Origin of the sequence: Robertmurraya korlensis NBRC 107688, from assembly GCF_001591645.1 — a bacterium.
Taxonomy (GTDB): domain Bacteria; phylum Bacillota; class Bacilli; order Bacillales; family Cytobacillaceae; genus Robertmurraya_A.
Genome location: NZ_BCVH01000001.1, coordinates 222,616 through 239,610 on the forward strand (window position 1 = coordinate 222,616; position 16,995 = coordinate 239,610).

At 38.1% G+C, this 16,995-nt stretch carries 21 protein-coding genes; 20 read left to right on the top strand and 1 reads right to left on the bottom strand.

Going from position 1 to position 16,995, the window contains the following annotated elements:
- Positions 1 to 14: 14 nt before the first annotated feature.
- The 10 genes from BKO01S_RS01095 (at position 15) to BKO01S_RS01140 (ending at position 7,819) form a co-directional block, all read left to right on the top strand.
- A complete protein-coding gene (locus tag BKO01S_RS01095) occupies positions 15 to 917 on the top strand; it encodes a hypothetical protein (RefSeq protein ID WP_066047600.1) in 903 nt (300 codons plus the stop codon).
- Between the two features lie 23 nt (positions 918 to 940).
- Positions 941 to 2,203, top strand: a complete 1,263-nt coding sequence (locus tag BKO01S_RS01100; RefSeq protein WP_066047602.1) for a tetratricopeptide repeat protein — start codon at positions 941 to 943, stop codon at positions 2,201 to 2,203.
- Positions 2,204 to 2,259: 56 nt separating this feature from the next.
- Positions 2,260 to 2,808 (top strand): ReoY family proteolytic degradation factor, encoded by a 549-nt coding sequence (locus BKO01S_RS01105; RefSeq protein ID WP_066047603.1) that lies wholly within the window; start codon positions 2,260 to 2,262, stop codon positions 2,806 to 2,808.
- Positions 2,809 to 2,900: 92 nt separating this feature from the next.
- Positions 2,901 to 3,365 (top strand): YpiF family protein, encoded by a 465-nt coding sequence (locus BKO01S_RS01110; RefSeq protein WP_066047604.1) that lies wholly within the window; start codon positions 2,901 to 2,903, stop codon positions 3,363 to 3,365.
- 150 nt (positions 3,366 to 3,515) lie between these two features.
- Positions 3,516 to 4,022 carry a QcrA and Rieske domain-containing protein gene (locus tag BKO01S_RS01115; RefSeq protein ID WP_066047606.1) on the top strand — a complete coding sequence of 169 codons (507 nt, stop codon included), beginning with the start codon at positions 3,516 to 3,518 and terminating at the stop codon, positions 4,020 to 4,022.
- 3 nt (positions 4,023 to 4,025) lie between these two features.
- Positions 4,026 to 4,700 (top strand): menaquinol-cytochrome c reductase cytochrome b subunit, encoded by a 675-nt coding sequence (qcrB, locus tag BKO01S_RS01120; protein WP_066047607.1) that lies wholly within the window; start codon positions 4,026 to 4,028, stop codon positions 4,698 to 4,700.
- 57 nt (positions 4,701 to 4,757) lie between these two features.
- On the top strand, positions 4,758 to 5,525 hold the full coding sequence (locus BKO01S_RS01125; RefSeq protein WP_066047609.1) for a menaquinol-cytochrome c reductase cytochrome b/c subunit: 768 nt from the start codon (positions 4,758 to 4,760) through the stop codon (positions 5,523 to 5,525).
- 82 nt (positions 5,526 to 5,607) lie between these two features.
- Positions 5,608 to 6,204: a lipoprotein heptaprenylglyceryl N-acetyltransferase LhaT gene (lhaT, locus tag BKO01S_RS01130; protein WP_066047610.1), complete on the top strand. Its 597-nt coding sequence runs from the start codon at positions 5,608 to 5,610 to the stop codon at positions 6,202 to 6,204.
- A gap of 79 nt (positions 6,205 to 6,283) precedes the next feature.
- Complete coding sequence (ypjB, locus tag BKO01S_RS01135; RefSeq protein ID WP_066047612.1) at positions 6,284 to 7,078, top strand: sporulation protein YpjB; 795 nt, start codon at positions 6,284 to 6,286, stop codon at positions 7,076 to 7,078.
- A gap of 60 nt (positions 7,079 to 7,138) precedes the next feature.
- Positions 7,139 to 7,819, top strand: a complete 681-nt coding sequence (locus BKO01S_RS01140; RefSeq protein ID WP_066047613.1) for a zinc metallopeptidase — start codon at positions 7,139 to 7,141, stop codon at positions 7,817 to 7,819.
- A 32-nt stretch (positions 7,820 to 7,851) separates the two neighbouring features.
- On the opposite strand, the gene BKO01S_RS01145 is transcribed toward BKO01S_RS01140, so the two are convergent.
- The gene (locus BKO01S_RS01145; RefSeq protein ID WP_066047614.1) at positions 7,852 to 8,724 is read right to left on the bottom strand and encodes a YitT family protein; all 873 of its coding nucleotides are present in this window, start codon (positions 8,722 to 8,724) and stop codon (positions 7,852 to 7,854) included.
- Positions 8,725 to 8,983: 259 nt separating this feature from the next.
- Between BKO01S_RS01145 and BKO01S_RS01150 the strand changes: the two genes are divergently transcribed.
- The 10 genes from BKO01S_RS01150 to panD all read left to right on the top strand — a co-directional run bounded on the left by BKO01S_RS01150 (position 8,984) and on the right by panD (position 16,890).
- Positions 8,984 to 9,307: a nucleotide pyrophosphohydrolase gene (locus tag BKO01S_RS01150; RefSeq protein ID WP_066049461.1), complete on the top strand. Its 324-nt coding sequence runs from the start codon at positions 8,984 to 8,986 to the stop codon at positions 9,305 to 9,307.
- 2 nt (positions 9,308 to 9,309) lie between these two features.
- Positions 9,310 to 10,107 (top strand): 4-hydroxy-tetrahydrodipicolinate reductase, encoded by a 798-nt coding sequence (dapB, locus tag BKO01S_RS01155; protein ID WP_066047616.1) that lies wholly within the window; start codon positions 9,310 to 9,312, stop codon positions 10,105 to 10,107.
- Between the two features lie 18 nt (positions 10,108 to 10,125).
- A complete protein-coding gene (gene mgsA / locus BKO01S_RS01160) occupies positions 10,126 to 10,548 on the top strand; it encodes a methylglyoxal synthase (RefSeq protein ID WP_066047619.1) in 423 nt (140 codons plus the stop codon).
- On the top strand, positions 10,538 to 11,245 hold the full coding sequence (gene bshB1 / locus BKO01S_RS01165; RefSeq protein WP_066047621.1) for a bacillithiol biosynthesis deacetylase BshB1: 708 nt from the start codon (positions 10,538 to 10,540) through the stop codon (positions 11,243 to 11,245). Before mgsA ends, bshB1 begins: the two co-directional genes overlap by 11 nt.
- Positions 11,246 to 11,247: 2 nt before the next feature.
- On the top strand, positions 11,248 to 12,408 hold the full coding sequence (gene bshA, locus BKO01S_RS01170) for an N-acetyl-alpha-D-glucosaminyl L-malate synthase BshA (RefSeq protein ID WP_066047624.1): 1,161 nt from the start codon (positions 11,248 to 11,250) through the stop codon (positions 12,406 to 12,408).
- Positions 12,392 to 13,591, top strand: coding sequence for a CCA tRNA nucleotidyltransferase (locus BKO01S_RS01175; protein ID WP_066047628.1), 1,200 nt, complete (start codon positions 12,392 to 12,394; stop codon positions 13,589 to 13,591). Before bshA ends, BKO01S_RS01175 begins: the two co-directional genes overlap by 17 nt.
- The gene (locus BKO01S_RS01180) at positions 13,576 to 14,556 is read left to right on the top strand and encodes a biotin--[acetyl-CoA-carboxylase] ligase (protein ID WP_066047630.1); all 981 of its coding nucleotides are present in this window, start codon (positions 13,576 to 13,578) and stop codon (positions 14,554 to 14,556) included. The genes BKO01S_RS01175 and BKO01S_RS01180 overlap by 16 nt, the downstream gene beginning before the upstream one ends.
- A 242-nt stretch (positions 14,557 to 14,798) precedes the next feature.
- A complete protein-coding gene (gene panB / locus BKO01S_RS01185) occupies positions 14,799 to 15,635 on the top strand; it encodes a 3-methyl-2-oxobutanoate hydroxymethyltransferase (protein WP_066047633.1) in 837 nt (278 codons plus the stop codon).
- The gene (gene panC, locus BKO01S_RS01190; RefSeq protein ID WP_066047635.1) at positions 15,632 to 16,477 is read left to right on the top strand and encodes a pantoate--beta-alanine ligase; all 846 of its coding nucleotides are present in this window, start codon (positions 15,632 to 15,634) and stop codon (positions 16,475 to 16,477) included. The genes panB and panC overlap by 4 nt, the downstream gene beginning before the upstream one ends.
- 29 nt (positions 16,478 to 16,506) lie before the next feature.
- Positions 16,507 to 16,890, top strand: a complete 384-nt coding sequence (gene panD / locus BKO01S_RS01195) for an aspartate 1-decarboxylase (RefSeq protein WP_066047637.1) — start codon at positions 16,507 to 16,509, stop codon at positions 16,888 to 16,890.
- The last annotated feature ends 105 nt before the right edge of the window (positions 16,891 to 16,995 follow it).

Below are 16,995 nucleotides of genomic sequence, written 5' to 3' on the forward strand. Positions count from 1 at the left end.
AAAGAGGTGGTTTTATGGCGTATATTATAGAGAATGTGAACCTTTTGAAAAAGGACAAGCTCGAGAAAATTTCTATTCTTGTGAAAAATGAATGTATTTCCTCGATCACCACTGAGGTGAAAAACTATTCGTATGTAAAAATGAATGCAGGTGGCTATATTACGACAAATCCACATATCGTCTTTGACCCGAAAGTTCCAATCGACACGTCTTTTACAGAAATGAAGGCATATATGACGGAAAGGTTACTAAAAAAGGGATGTACAACCTTTCTTACTCATGTATCAGTGAATCAAGAAAGAAACTTAAAAAATAGCTTGAAGCAGATGAAAATGAAGTTATTAAGCAGTCCGGTTGACTATGTTATCGGCGTAAAAATTCCTTTGTCTGCGCTAACTCCATCCTTTATCAGAGCAGCCAAACGAGAAAAAGTTCCGTCATTGTTTGTTGAGTTCGCTTCATTAGACGAACTGAAAGAGAAGCCTTGGGGTTGGATTCGAGAAGCGATGTTTCCTTATAATAGTCCATTAATTCCGTGTTTCCTTATGAAGGAAGAACGAGAGAAAAAGCGTGCAAGGCAAGTATGGAATGACATCATGAGAAAACATAATATCCCTTGTATTAAAGACGAGCTCATTGATGGAGAACCTCTAACCGTTGATGCCCTTCATAAGATTGGTATCTTGCCAGTTAAGTCTCACTTACACCCAGGTGGTGAAGTTAGTTATAATTTCTATATGAAGTCATCAGAAATCATAAATATTGATGAAAAGAGCCTATTTTTATATCATAGTGATAGACTGCTAGTAACTGTCCATAAGGGTGAAGTGATACGAGCAGGGGATAAGGTATGGTTTCGACCCGGATTTGGAGAACATGTCTTAATAAAGACTCCTAGTTTTTTCGTAGGGGAATAGATTAAAGTTAGAAGGGATACATGATGGATAAAGTAGAAAAGATCCTTTCTCTTTTAGAAAGTGGTCAACATGAAGAAGCAATAAAAAGTTATAAAGATGTTTTATTAAGTGGATCAAATGAGGAGAGATTTGTCCTTGGTGAGGAACTTCTACAGCTTGGTTTTCTTGAGGAAGCAAAAGAACTATTTGAAACATTATTAATTGCGTACCCTGAGGAAGGGGAATTACTTGTCTTATTAGCTGAAGCTTGTATGGAGCTTGGAAATGAGGAGGAGGCAATGCTAGCCCTCGAAAAAATTCATTCTTCCGATCAAAGCTATCCACAGGCCCTTCTTCTTGCGGCGGACTTATATCAAATGCAAGGCTTATTTGAAGTAAGTGAGCAGAAGCTGTTAACAGCCAAAAAAATTCTCCCTGATGAAGTTCTGATTGACTTTGCTTTGGCAGAGCTCTATATGGAACAAGGAAGATTTACAAATGCCATTCAACTGTACGAGGCTGTCCTTAAGAAGGAAAGAGAGCTTGCTGGGACAAGTATTCATCAAAGATTAGCAGAAGCGTATAGTGCAGGTGGTGCGTTTGAAGAGGCATTACCCCATTATGAACAAGCACTAGAGGATAGATTTGAAATAAACACATTGTTCGGTTATGGTTTTACAGCCCTTCATGCAGGGTACTATCAAACGGCGATCGAGAAACTTACAGAATTAAAGAATATGGACCGTGAGTACAATTCCCTTTACTTATATCTAGCGAAGGCATATGAGCATGAAGAAGACCTATCCAAAAGTCTTGAGGTCATTAAAGAAGGGATTCAATTTGATGAGTTTAATAAAGATCTCTTTTTCTACGGTGGGAAAATTGCGTTAAAATTAAATCTTGAGGAAGAAGCGGAGAAACTTATAAGGGAAGCGTTAGCGTTGGACCCGGAGTTTGTTGAAGCTGCACTAACCTTAAATAAACTGTTGTTTCACCAAGAAAAATATGATGATGTCTTGGAAATTATAGATATTATGAATGAGCATGGAGTAGAAGAACCGCAGTTATTGTGGGATGAAGCAAATGCTTTGGCGAATGTTGAAAGATATTCAGAGGCATTAAACAAATATCAACTTGCATATAATTTCTTTAAGAATCAACAAGAATTTTTAACAGACTACGGTTATTTTTTAATTGAAGAAGGAAAAACGCAGGAGGCTGCAGAAATTTTTAGTATACTTCTTCAAATGGATCCAAGTAATGAGGAGTTTGCAGAAATGGTGCAAAGATTTTCTGAAGACGTGTAGGTGAAAAAAACAGGTGTTTAATCGAAATTAGTTGTATGCAGAGGAGGGAAGCAACGATGACGACCCCTGTATCTGTCAACGAGAAAAAAGATTTTATTCGCTGGTTTTTAAATCATTATCAACTAAAAAGACGAGAATGTGTATGGATTTTGAATTACTTAATGAGCCATGATCAATTAATGGAGAAGGTACATTTTGTTGATCAAGCGCAATATTGCCCACGTGGTCTGGTAATGTCAACACATTGCGTTGATGAAGTTCCATTTCGTTTTTACAAGGAAAATGTGATGACAACGGATGCTGAGAAATCCTTCCATGACATTCGCCTGAACCGAGATGAAGAGATTTATATTCAGTTGAATTTTCACGCATCAAACCAAGCACATCAATATGTGATTGTGTTAGAGGATAATCCATTTATGCCTAACAGTCTGCAAATTAATGAAAAGGATCGTATCCTTGCTGAAAGATTTTTAACAACTAGTTTATCAAAATTCCAGCGTGATAAGCTTCTTACGTTGATTGATGATGCACTTGACAGACAGGATCAGGAGGCTTTTCAAGAACTTACAAGAAAGCTAAAATTGCTCGGAAACAGTGAATAAAGAAAGAAGCCTGCTAGTGTATAGCAGGTTTCTTTTTGTTACTAAAAAATGGTATAATCGAGTCGATAGAATAGATAATTGGAGTGGTACTTGTGAAATGGGTTTCTCAGGATATGGACATGTTTTTAGGAGCAAGAGAGTATGTTGATACAGCAGTACTTCCTTTGTTTCCAGTGTCATTTGGAAATGATATCAAGCAATCCGTTGCGATGACGGAATTTATCCAATTGCTTACGATTCCACTAGAAAGACAGTTTAAAGGTAGAATGATTATGCTTCCAGGACATAGTTACCTTAAAAATAAGAGCAAAGACAAGCTCTTAGAAGAAGCAATTGTTTGGGAGCAAGAGCTTTTTGACAACGGGTTTAAGCATGTGTTCTTTGTGACTTCTGATAGTGTTTGGAAAACACTCGAAGATGAACTAAAGGGAGATCTAATTTGGTTGCCATCTATCCCGTTAGCAGCCATGGATGAGGGTGCTAGAAACAGTATTTTAGAGGATCAAGTAAAACAACTTTTGCAATTATTTATGCAAAAATGGCAAGATGATGTATAAAAAGAGATTTTAGTCACACAGTTGACATCGTTTGGTCAAAGTATTATATTGACCTCGCTTACATCTTGATATATCATGATTATGTCCTAGTTTTATAATGTGTTGAATTATGTCCGTTGGACTCAACTTCATAATAGAGGGGGGAAAAGTATGAGCAAACATCGTGTTTCTAGACGTCAATTCTTAAACTACACTCTTACTGGTGTAGGCGGTTTCATGGCTGCGGGAATGCTTATGCCAATGGTTCGCTTTGCTGTAGATCCAGTATTGAAAGCGAATGCAAGTGGGGATTTTATTCCTACACCGCAAAAAATCAGTGAAATTACTGAGGAACCAACTCGAGTTGACTTCTCATTTGAGCAACAAGATGCTTGGTACACTTCAGAAGTAACAAATACGGCATGGGTATACAAGGATGAAAATGGGGAAATCGTCGCTTTATCACCCGTGTGTAAGCATTTAGGCTGTGTAGTTGACTGGAACACTGACAAAGCAAATCAAAATCGTTTTTATTGCCCTTGTCATGGTGGACTGTATGAAAAGGACGGAACGAACGTACCTGGTACACCACCAATTGCAAAATTAGATGTATATCCTACACAAGAAAAAGACGGCTTCCTACTTTTAGGAAAAGCCAAGCCAAGAGAGGAGGCGTAATACATGTTAAACAAAATTTATGATTGGGTAGATGAACGTTTAGATATTACGCCTTTGTGGCGCGACATCGCTGACCATGAAGTACCAGAGCATGTTAACCCTGCTCATCACTTCTCAGCGTTCGTGTACTGTTTTGGTGGATTAACGTTCTTTGTTACTGTTATTCAAATTTTATCTGGTATGTTCCTTACTATGTATTATGTGCCAGATATTAAAAATGCTTGGGAATCTGTCTATTACCTTCAAAATGAAGTTGCTTTTGGACAAATTGTTCGCGGCATGCATCACTGGGGTGCAAGTCTTGTTATCGTTATGATGTTCTTACATACATTACGAGTGTTTTTCCAAGGTGCTTATAAGAAGCCTCGTGAATTAAACTGGGTTGTCGGAGTATTGATTTTCTTCGTTATGCTTGGTTTAGGATTTACTGGTTATTTATTACCATGGGATATGAAAGCTTTATTTGCTACTCAGGTTGGGATAAAAATCGCAGAGTCAACACCACTTATCGGGGAACAAGTAAAAATCTTGCTTGCTGGACACTCTGATATTGTTGGTGCTCAAACATTAACTCGTTTCTTTGCGATTCATGTATTCTTCTTACCTGGTGCTCTATTAGGATTAATGGGAGCTCACTTCCTAATGATTCGTAAGCAAGGTATTTCTGGACCATTGTAATATCTAAATATGTAATCTACTGAAAAGAGATTGATAAAAAAGGAGGGGGATTGTTGTATGCATCGTGGAAAAGGTATGAAGTTCGTAGGTGACTCTCGTGTACCTGCAGAACGCAAACCGAATATTCCGAAAGACTACTCGGAGTTTCCTGGCAAAACGGAAGCATTCTGGCCTAACTTCCTTCTCAAAGAATGGATGGTAGGGGCAGTTTTCCTTATTGGGTATTTATGTTTAACTGTTGCTCATCCATCTCCTCTAGAGAAAATGGCTGATCCAACAGATACGGCATATATTCCACTGCCAGACTGGTATTTCTTGTTCTTATACCAATTGTTAAAGTATAGCTATGCATCAGGACCATACAATGCTATAGGAGCATTTATCATTCCTGGTCTAGCATTTGGTGGATTATTGTTAGCACCTTTTATAGACCGTGGACCTGAACGTCGTCCTTCAAAACGTCCGTTAGCAACTGGCTTTATGTTACTAGCACTTGCAGCGATCACATTCCTAACTTGGGAATCAGTTGCAACACATGACTGGGAGGCTGCAAAAGCTCAAGGTCAAATTGTGGCTGAGGTTGAGTTTGATCAAGAGTCTGATGGTTATAAGTTACTAGATCAAAATGGTTGCTTAGCATGTCATGGTGGCGATCTCCAAGGGGGAGGGCCAAACCCAGCACTAGTTGGTAATGAATTAACGGCTGAAGAAGTTAAGGATATTGCTAAAAATGGTAGAGGTTCCATGCCTGCTGGAATGTTTAAAGGCACCGATGAAGAGTTAGAGGTTCTTGCTGAGTTTGTTTCTTCTCTTAAAAGTGAATAATAGTTGAAAGCTGGCATAGTATATGCCAGCTTTTTTCAAAGTGTGCCTAGCATGCAATCTTAGGTAAGGGGAGGTGTGATGGATGAAGTGGATTTATTATTTTTTAACAAACCGAATGATTCTTTGGCTCTTACTCATAGTCAATGTTCTTGGAACAATCTATGCTTATTATTGGTATCGGTATCAGTTAGCAGAAACACCACCAATCTTTTTAATGTTTGTTCCAGATAGCCCAACAGCATGTCTATTTTTTGTGTTTGTTTTAGTCGCTTTTTTACTAGGGAAGAACTGGCCCTTATTTGAAGCATTAGCTATGGTAACCTTGTTTAAGTATGGATTATGGGCAGTTGTAATGAACTATCTTGTTTTAGTTGTTTCTGGAGAATTAGACATAATTGGGTATATGCTCATGCTATCTCACGGTGCTATGGCCATACAGGGACTATTATATGCACCATTTTATCGATTTAAGGCTTGGCATTTAGTTGTAACCGGTATTTGGACATTGCATAACGATGTGATTGATTATGTATTTAAAATGCTTCCTAGGTATCATATGCTGGATAATTATATTCCTCAAATCGGTTATTTTACATTTTGGCTTAGTATTGTATCATTAACACTTGCTTACTGGTTTGTAGTAAGAGTAAAAAGTAAGAAAATGGAACTTGCATTTTGATATTAGCTATCGGATAATTTCTGGTCTAACCTTGTCCTCCCATACATAACATTTAATAGTATAAAGAGGGGGGACAAGTATGAAGGCAAGAGTTGTTATATTTATTTGTATTTTGACTCTACTATTTCCTATAACGATACATGCAGATGAAACGTCACCTATCGATAAGCTTAATTCAATCTCAGATGAAGCCTTACAAATGGTGAGGTCATCCCGTTATGATGATGCACATAAGCTACTTTTGTATTTCTCGGAAGAATTCATCAGCATGGATCAAAGACCATTTTCTATGGATGAATTACGAATTGTAACGGTCGCACATAATGAAGCGTTGGAGGCAACCTCTAATGATTCAATGGAACATTCAGAGATCGTTCATAAAGTAACAAAATTCCGTTTAGTTATGGACGCGATTAATACAGGCCATCAGCCACTCTGGACAGAAATGGAAGGACAAGTGCTAATGGTTTTTGGTGGAGTAAAAGAAGCGGTGAAAAGCGGGCATACTGAGAGGTTTCATGAGCAATTAAACTCATTTTTATCTTTATATCAAATGATATACCCAAGCTTAAAACTGGATATACGATCAGAAAAAGTTCAAAGACTTGATACAAAAATCAACTATATTGATCATTATCGACCTAGAGTACTATCTGAGGAAAGCAGTATGAAGGATTTAGATTCAATAGAAAATGATTTAAAGAGTATTTTTGAAGGAATGACTGAGGATGAAGCCGATCCATCACTATGGTGGGTGATTTTCACAACCGGAAGTATCATTGTCGCAACCTTATCTTATGTAGGATTTAGAAAGTACGCTGGTGAAAAAAGCCAAAAGCGAAAGCAAAATCGCTCAAGAGAGCTAAAAGATTGACATCAATAACTCTCAAATATAAAATTGGGGTAACAACTTGTTTTGAATTGGAGGAACATAATGACAACCCTTATATACTTTGCTTTGATTATTTTGGTTCCCCTTTGGGCTCAATTTAAAGTCAAGAGAGCTTATGCCAAATATTCTAAAGTAGCATCTTCCTCCCATATGCGTGGAGCAGAGGTAGCTCGTAAAATTCTAGATTCAAATGGCTTATACCACGTTGGTGTAGAAGAAACACGAGGTCACTTAACAGATCATTATGATCCAAGAGTGAAAACGGTTAGACTTTCTTCAGAAAATTATCATGGTCACTCTGTTGCAGCTGCTGCGATTGCTGCGCATGAGGTTGGACACGCGATTCAAGACGATCAAAATTATGCATTTTTACGTTTTAGACATGCATTAGTTCCTGTAGCGAGTCTAGGATCTAATCTATCTTGGATTTTAATTATGGTTGGTATTTTTGCTCAAATTAGTGGGTTGCTTTTATTAGGTATCGTCTTCATGGCGGCAGCCGTAGTTTTCCAGGTTGTCACTCTGCCAGTGGAATTCAATGCTTCCAATCGTGCCATGGATCAAGTGGTTTCGATGGGAATCATTCGCAATGATGAGGAAAGAGAAACAAAACGAGTGCTAGATGCAGCTGCACTAACGTATGTGGCAGCGGCGGCAGTTGCTGTTCTTGAATTAGTGCGTCTGGTATTAATATATACCGGTATGGCAAGAAGTGAAGAGTAAAACAACAAAAAAACAGCCTATGGCTGTTTTTTTTAATGCTCAATTGGGCGTTTGTTTTCATCTAGAGTAAAACCTTCACCTAATACATCATGCACCATGGTAACCGAAACAAATGCGTGAGGATCTACAGAAGTAATTACACGCTTCAATAGAACAATCTCGTTCCGACCAACAACGCAATAGAGAACCTCTTTTTCTTGTTTTGAATATGAACCATGACCTTTTAGAACCGTAACACCACGTTCCATTTCTGTCATTATTTTGTCAGCAATTTCTTGGTTTTTCTCGGAAATAATGATGGCCCCTCTGGCAGAATAAGCACCTTCCTGCATGAAATCAATGACTCTAGCACCAACAAACACGGCAACAAGGGTATACATCGCTTCTTGGTATGTAAGGTAGAAAATTAGGGATAAGGTAATAACAACAACATCAAATAAAAACATCGTCTTACCCATGCTCCAGCCGATATATTTATGGACAAGGCGTGCAATAATATCCACGCCACCGGTCGTGCCACCAAAGCGAAAAATAATTCCTAGACCAACTCCGATGAACACACCCGCAAACAGTGCAGCAAGAGTTAAGTCGTCTTTAAGTGGCATATTGATTTGATAGCGTTGAAAAATCCATAAAAACACAGAGACAGCAAGTGTGCCGATAAGTGTATAATAAAAGACATTTCTTCCTAATAATCGCCAGCCAATAATAAATAAAGGAATGTTTAAGAGAAGATTTGTGTAAGAAGGATCCAAATTAAATAAAAAATATAGTAATAGGGTTATGCCTGTAAAACCACCTTCAGCTAGATTGTTTTGCATATTAAAATGAACAATACCAAAGGAAAAGATAGCGGAACCAAGCAGAATAAAGAAGATGTTCTTCAGTTTAAGCGTAAAAAGCATGTTGTTGACCTCACTTTATAAACGGAAATTTTTAGCTATTTCATTAGTGCGTTTTTAATTATAAGGGAAATCAAAGTTTAAACGCAATATGATAGCTGTTAATCATTGGAACCTGTAATCTAACATATATTCATGATCCTTATTAAAATATTTGTAAATAGTGGTTCTTTTAGCTAACATTGTAATGATAGGTGTAGAGAAAATTGGCTACACACGATATGATATGAGGTGAATACCTTTGGAAAACAATAATAAGTCGATGAAGCAATTGCAAGAAGAAGTAGATACATACATTAGCCAGTTTAAAGAGGGTTATTTTAGTCCACTTGCCATGCTTGCAAGAATGACTGAAGAGTTGGGTGAACTAGCTCGTGAGGTAAATCATTATTACGGTGAGAAACCAAAAAAGGCAACTGAGGAAGAGAATACCATTGAAGAAGAACTTGGTGATATGTTATTTGTTCTCATTTGTTTTGCTAATTCACTCAATATTGATTTAGAGGAAGCTCATAACCGTGTAATGGAGAAATTTAATACACGAGATAAAAATCGATGGACAAGAATTGAAACGGAAGGGGAATAATTGTGGAAAAAATTAAAGTAGTTGTGGCTGGACCTCGTGGTAGAATGGGTTCTGAGGCAGTAAAGCTTGTTATGAATACAGAGGAATATGAGCTTGTTGGAGCAATAGACTATAAGAATAATGGATTGAAGCTTAGTGATATTGGGTTTCAAGATGCAGATTCGCCTATTTTCACCGATATTACAGAGTGCTTCAACAGTGTACAACCAGATGTATTAATTGACTTAACAACCCCTGAATTCGGTATGTACCATGCAAAGACAGCTCTTCAATATGGTGTTAGACCGGTTGTTGGTACGACAGGTTTTTCTGACGAGAACTTAAGAGAGCTAGAGAATCTTTGTGATGAACAAAAAAGAGGCTGTATTATTGCCCCCAACTTTGCTCTAGGAGCGGTCTTAATGATGAAATTTGCTCGTCTTGCTGGGAGATATTTTCAAGATGTTGAGATTATTGAGTTACACCATGATCAAAAACTAGATGCACCATCGGGAACGGCATTGAAAACTGCCCAAATGATTGCAGAAGTAAGGGATCATAAAGAGCAAGGGCATCCAAACGAGAAAGAAACGATCTCTGGCGCAAGAGGAGCCAACTTTGAGGGAATGCATATTCATTCGGTTCGCCTACCTGGATTAATTGCCCATCAACAAGTGATGTTTGGTTCATCAGGTCAAACCCTTACTATTCGCCATGATTCATACAATCGTGAATCGTTTATGTCAGGTGTAAAGCTAGCGGTTGACTCAGTAATGAAGCTTAATGTGTTTGTTTATGGTTTAGAAAATATAATCGAATAAGCAAAAGGGGGAATTATCTTGAATATAGCGTTAATTGCTCATGATAATAAAAAGGATGAGTTAGTTCGTTTTGCCATTGCCTATAAGGAAATTATAGAAGAGCATACATTATTCGCAACAGGTACGACGGGTCTAAGGATTATGGAAGCAACGGGATTGTCGATCCAGCGTTTTCAGTCAGGGCCTCTAGGCGGAGATCAAGAAATCGGTGCGATGATCGCAAAAAACACGATGGATCTCGTATTCTTCTTTAGAGACCCTCTAACTGCGCAACCTCATGAACCAGATGTGACTGCCTTAGTTCGACTTTGTGATGTGTACTCCATTCCTTTAGCGACAAATATCGGTACAGCAGAAGTGCTAATAAAAGGATTAGAGCGAGGTGACCTTGCTTGGAGAGATGTCATCCATCAAGAACAAGGTGAGGGCAATGACAAATAAAATACATATACTATCCTTTGGAGCGCACGCGGATGATGTGGAGATTGGGATGGGTGCAACGATAGCTAAATACACATCTGAAGGAAAAACAGTGGTAATTTGTGATTTAACAAAAGCTGAGCTATCTAGTAATGGAACGGTAGAACTTCGCCAGAGCGAAGCGCTGAGAGCAGCCAAAATTCTCGGTGTAGAGGAACGGATTACGTTAAATCTTCCAGATCGGGATTTATTGCTATCACAGGACGCCATTCGCCAGGTCGTACATATTATACGAACATATCGGCCTGAGATTGTATTCGTTCCCTATGAAAAGGATCGTCACCCTGATCATGGAAATTGTGCCAGAATTGTGGAAGAAGCGTTTTTTTCTGCGGGCATAAATAAGTACCAAACCGGGTTTGATGATATCCCTTACCGTCCAAAACAGCTTTATTATTATATGATTAACGGATTTTCTACTCCTGATTTTGTCATTGATGTATCAAATGTATATCGGAAGAAAAAAGAGAGCCTAGAGGCATATAAAAGCCAGTTTATAAAGCAAGCGGGTAGCGTGGACACACCGCTCACGAATAATTATATGCAAGCTTTGGAGGCAAGGGAGTTTCTTTTTGGTAAAGAAGTAGGGGCTCTTTACGCTGAAGGTTTTAAAGTAAGAGCCCCAATTTTACTTAATCGTGATTTGCTAGGAGATTAACAATGAATAAAAAAATGAAAATAGGTATTACCTGTTATCCAACAGTAGGGGGCTCAGGAGTAATTGCTACTGAGCTAGGGAAAATGTTGGCCGAAAATGGGCACGAAATTCATTTCATTTCCTCAAGCCTCCCATTTCGGTTAAATAGGATGTACCATAATGTATATTACCATCAAGTGGAGGTAAATCAATATTCGGTTTTTCAATATCCACCGTACGATATTGCTTTGGCTAGTAAAATGGCGGAAGTGATTAATCGTGAGGAGTTGGACCTTCTTCATGTCCATTATGCCATTCCGCATGCTGTTTGTGCCATTTTGGCGAAGCAAATGAGTGGAAGGGATGTAAAGATTGTGACCACATTACATGGGACAGATATCACCGTATTGGGATATGATCCTTCATTGACAGACGCCATTCGTTTTGGAATTGAAAAATCAGATATTGTTACAGCTGTATCAAAATCCTTAATTAGTCAAACGTATGACCTAATCAATCCTGATAAGCAAATCGAAACGGTTTATAACTTTATTGATGAAAGAGTCTATAAAAGAGTAGACTCCTCTCATTTAAAAGACGAGTATGGTATTTTACCTGAAGAAAAGGTAATCATTCATGTTTCCAATTTTAGACCTGTTAAAAGAGTACAGGATGTCATTCATACATTCGAAAAAATCACTAAAGGGATTCAAGCGAAGTTATTACTTGTAGGCGATGGACCAGAAATGACAGTGGTTTGTAAACTGGTCAAAAAACTAAATATCCAAGATAAAGTCCTGTTTTTAGGAAAACAAGACAGCGTGGAGGAGCTGTACTCCATTAGTGACCTCATGCTTTTATTATCTGAAAAAGAAAGTTTTGGATTAGTTGCATTAGAAGCGATGGCTTGTGGTGTCCCATGTATTGGAACCAATGTCGGAGGGATACCTGAAGTAATAGTTCATGGTCAATGCGGGTATATTTGTGAACTCGGAGACATCGAGGATATGTCTGAAAAAGCAATTGAGCTTTTGAGGAATTCTGGGCAGCATCAGCAATTCCGAGATGCCTCTGTTAAGCTTGTAAGAGAGAAATTCCAAGCGACGACAATCGTAAAGCAATATGAAGACTTATATAAAAGTTTATTGCAAAGTAGTGAACAACCATATGAAAGAACCATTTAAGTCAGCGATTCCAGTCCTTGAGTTAATTGAAAAAGCCGGGTTTAAAGCGTATTTTGTGGGAGGATCTGTACGTGATTATTTATTAGGCCTCCCTATCAATGATATTGATATTGCTTCTTCTGCCACACCTAGTGAAATTAAAGAGATATTTCCAAAAACCATTGACTTAGGGATTGAGCATGGAACAGTCATGGTTCTATACAAAAATCAATCGTATGAAATCACGACCTTTCGTTCTGAGTCAGATTATGTAGATTATCGAAGACCAGCTCAAGTAACTTTTATTCGATCGATTGAAGAAGACCTTGCAAGGCGTGATTTTACGATGAATGCAGTGGCAATGAATCGTTTTGGTGAGATATTTGATCCGTTTAAAGGGAAAAAGGATATTGATGCGAAAACGATTCGTACAGTAGGAAATTCCAGTGAGCGTTTTTCAGAGGATGCCCTTCGAATGCTAAGAGGAATCCGATTTGTTAGCAAGCTGGGATTTTTATTAGATAAGGATACATATCAAGGGATTAAACATAACAAGCACTTACTTGAACATATTGCGGTTGAAAGGATAGCATCCGAGCTAGATAAACTGCTTCATGGAGATTATACATCAAGCGGAATTCAATTGCTTGTTGAGACAGAATTATATCATTACATAACTGGTCTGCAAGATAAAAAAACAGCATTGTTGGAACTCTCCGCCCTCCCAATTCAATCTTTATTGATTGATGAAAAGTGGGCTTTGTTTTCGCATCTGTTACAAAAAGGTGAAAAAGAAATCAAACGATTCTTTATCGGATTGAGGTTCTCAAATAAAAGAGTTCAAAACATCGTCAATATGACAAGGTGGTTAAAGGAGCGTTCCATCAATAGCTGGTCAATCGAGTCTGTATATGCTTCAGGAAAAGAGACGGCACTACAAGTGGAGAAGATCTACCAACTATACGATAATCAGGTTGATCCGCTTGCATTAGACAAACTCCAAGCGATTATCGAGGTTCTCCCTATTCACTCTTTATCAGATGTAAAAGTTTCAGGGTCAGATTTAATCCAATGGAAACATAAAAAAGCAGGACCATGGGTGAAGGCAGTGCTTAAGGAAATTGAAATGGAAATTCTTCATGGTAGGCTTGAGAATAACAATGAAGATATAAAAGAGTGGGTGACAAGATGCAGTCTGAATTAAGAAAAAAGCTTCTTGAGGCATTTACGAACTCTGAGCAAGAGTATGTTTCTGGACAGTACTTAGCAGATGTAATGGGTTGTTCTAGGACAGCCGTATGGAAGCATATAGAGGATTTAAGAAAAGACGGCTTTGAATTGGAGGCTGTTAGGAAAAAAGGATATAAAATCTTAAATTTACCAAAAAGTATTTCTGCTGATCGAGTACAATTAGGGTTGAAGACAGATTTTATCGGTAAGATCATTCATTACGAAGAAACGGTTGACTCGACTCAAAAGATTGCTCATTTATTATCCCATGAAGGGGCTGTAGAAGGGACGGTCGTAATTGCTGAGGAACAAACAGGTGGAAGAGGCAGAATGGATCGTGTATGGCATTCACCAAAGTCTACAGGAATATGGATGAGTCTTATTTTAAGGCCCAAAATACCAATCCAACGTGCACCACAGCTTACTTTATTAACTGCCGTAGCAATTGTACAAGCAATCGAAGAAACAACGACGTTGACTCCGCAAATAAAGTGGCCGAATGATATATTAGTTGAGCAGAGAAAAGTGACGGGAATATTAACCGAGCTTCAGGCGGATGCGGATCGTATTATTTCGGTGATCATCGGAATGGGTTTGAACATTAATCAAACGGAAGATGATTTCCCACCTGAACTACGTGATATTGCGACTTCTTTACGTGTGAAGGAAGGGAAAGAACTTGATAGGGCTGAGTTAATTAAAGTGATATTTCAAAAGTTTGAAACCCTATATTTGATTTTTTTAGATAAAGGATTTTATCCTATTAAGTTACTTTGGGAAAGCTATGCAATAAGTATTGGAAAAGAAATCACAGCGAGAACCTTGAATGGTTCTATTAGTGGGAAAGCACTTGGGATTACCGATGAGGGTGTTTTAAAGGTTGAGGATGATCTAGGTGAAGTACATCATATTTATTCTGCTGACATAGAACTTCACTAATTTGTAAATAGATAATTTATAAGGATTTTGCTATAATTTGAAGCGTCGGGCAGTATCCAAGGTGAACTGCACCATTTGTGTATATACCCAATTTTATAGTAGTCTGCCTAGATCCATAATGGACCGGGACAGAGGGATAAACAAAACATTTAAATTTTCAGGGATCCTTCTGCGTATTTTTAGGATTCCTTTTTATATTGCAATCAAATGTTTTATTCCTCTCCGGGAAAAGGAGAATGTATATGAAACAGTTGAATGATTTTCGAAGTATGAAAAAAAATGGTGAAAAAATTGTGATGTTAACAGCGTACGATTATCCTTCCGCAAAGCAAGCAGAAGGGTGCGAAGTTGACTTGATTCTGGTTGGTGATTCATTAGGAATGGTTGTTTTAGGTTATGATTCAACGATTCCCGTGACAACCGCTGATATGATTCACCATAGTAAAGCGGTAAGACGCGGAGCTTCCAATACTTTTACAGTTGTCGATATGCCATTTATGAGCTATCATTTATCCGTCCGGGATACATTACTAACTGGAGCAAACATGATTCAAGAAACGGGAGCACAGGCTCTAAAGCTTGAAGGAGCAGATGGGGTACTAGAACATATCCAAGCCTTAACCAATGCAGGCATTCCTGTTTGTGCTCATCTTGGGCTGACTCCGCAATCTGTTGCTGTGTTAGGTGGCTACAAGGTTCAAGGAAAAGATGCTCAAGCGGCAAAAAAATTAATTCAAGATGCGAAGCTTTGTGAGGAAGCAGGAGCATTTATGCTTGTCTTAGAATGTGTACCAAAGCAATTGGCTAGGGAAATTACAAAGCAATTATCTATACCTGTTATAGGTATAGGTGCGGGCGTGGATGTAGATGGTCAAGTTCTTGTCTATCATGATGTGGTTACTTATGGTGTGAATAGAGTTCCGAAATTTGTGAAGACATATGGAAATGTGGATGAGGTAGCTACTAAAGGAATTTCTGCTTATGTTTCTGAGGTGAAGAGCAGTCAATTCCCTTCAGATGATCAAAGCTTTTCAATGAAGGAAGAAGAGTTAAAGGGTCTGTATGGAGGAGAAAGATGAGAGTGATCACTACCATTTCACAAATGCAAAAAGAAGTTCAATTGCTAAAAAATGAAAACCTTTCTGTAGGTTATGTTCCAACCATGGGCTACCTTCACGAAGGACATATTAGTTTAGTGAGAAAAGCAAAAGAAGAAAACGATATTGTTATTTTGAGCATATTTGTTAATCCATTACAATTTGGTCCGAATGAGGATCTAGATGCGTACCCACGTGATTTCGAGCGTGATAGTGAAATAGCCAAAAATGAGAAAGTAGATTTTATCTTTTATCCATCGGTTGACGAAATGTATCCATCTAAACCTTCAGTCACACTAGTTGTTCAAAAGAGGGTCGACGTCCTTTGTGGAAGCTCAAGACCTGGACATTTTGATGGAGTGGCAACGGTATTAGCAAAGCTTTTTCATGTGATACAGCCTAATCGTGCGTATTTTGGTATGAAAGATGCTCAGCAGGTAGCGGTTGTTGACGGGTTAATTAACGATTTGCACTTTCCGCTTGAATTAATTCCTGTAGAAACTGTAAGGGAAGAGGATGGTTTGGCAAAGAGCTCACGTAATGTAAGATTAACGGCGAAAGAGCGAGAGGAAGCATCTATCCTGTATAAAAGTTTAACGGAAGCGGAGAAACAAATTCGTTCAGGTGAAAGGAATATTCAAGTAATCATTTCACATATGCAAAGTTTAATAAAGCAGAACTCATCAGGCACTGTTGATTATATAGAAATCTATTCATATCCAGAATTAGAAAAATTAGAAGTTCTGGAAGGGAAAATCATAATTGCTCTTGCGTTTAAATTTTCGAATGCTCGTTTAATAGATAATCTCGTGTTAACTGTATAAATACCCGAGAGGTGAGAGGAGAAGGTACTATGTTTCGTACGATGATGAACGGAAAGATCCATCGCGCAAGAGTTACTGAAGCGAACTTAAATTATGTGGGAAGCATTACGATTGATACAGATATTTTAGATGCGGTAGGTATGGTTGCTAATGAAAAAGTACAAATTGTAAATAATAATAATGGAGCAAGATTTGAAACATATATTATACCTGGAACTAGAGGTAGTGGTGTTGTCTGCTTAAATGGAGCAGCGGCACGTTTAGTGCAAGAAGGGGACGTTGTTATTATTATTTCATATGCATTAGTTGCAGAAGATAAGGTTTCCACACACGAACCTAAAGTAGCTATTATGAATGAGCAAAATCAAATTGTAGAATTACTTCATGCGGAACCAGAAAGAACGATACGATAATTCCCCCTTTATCAGGGGGTTTTTTCATAGCCATAATTCTATTCAATCAATGGCTACTACTTTTTCTTTTGGTTAATTTGTGTTACCGTTTGATTGAATGAATGT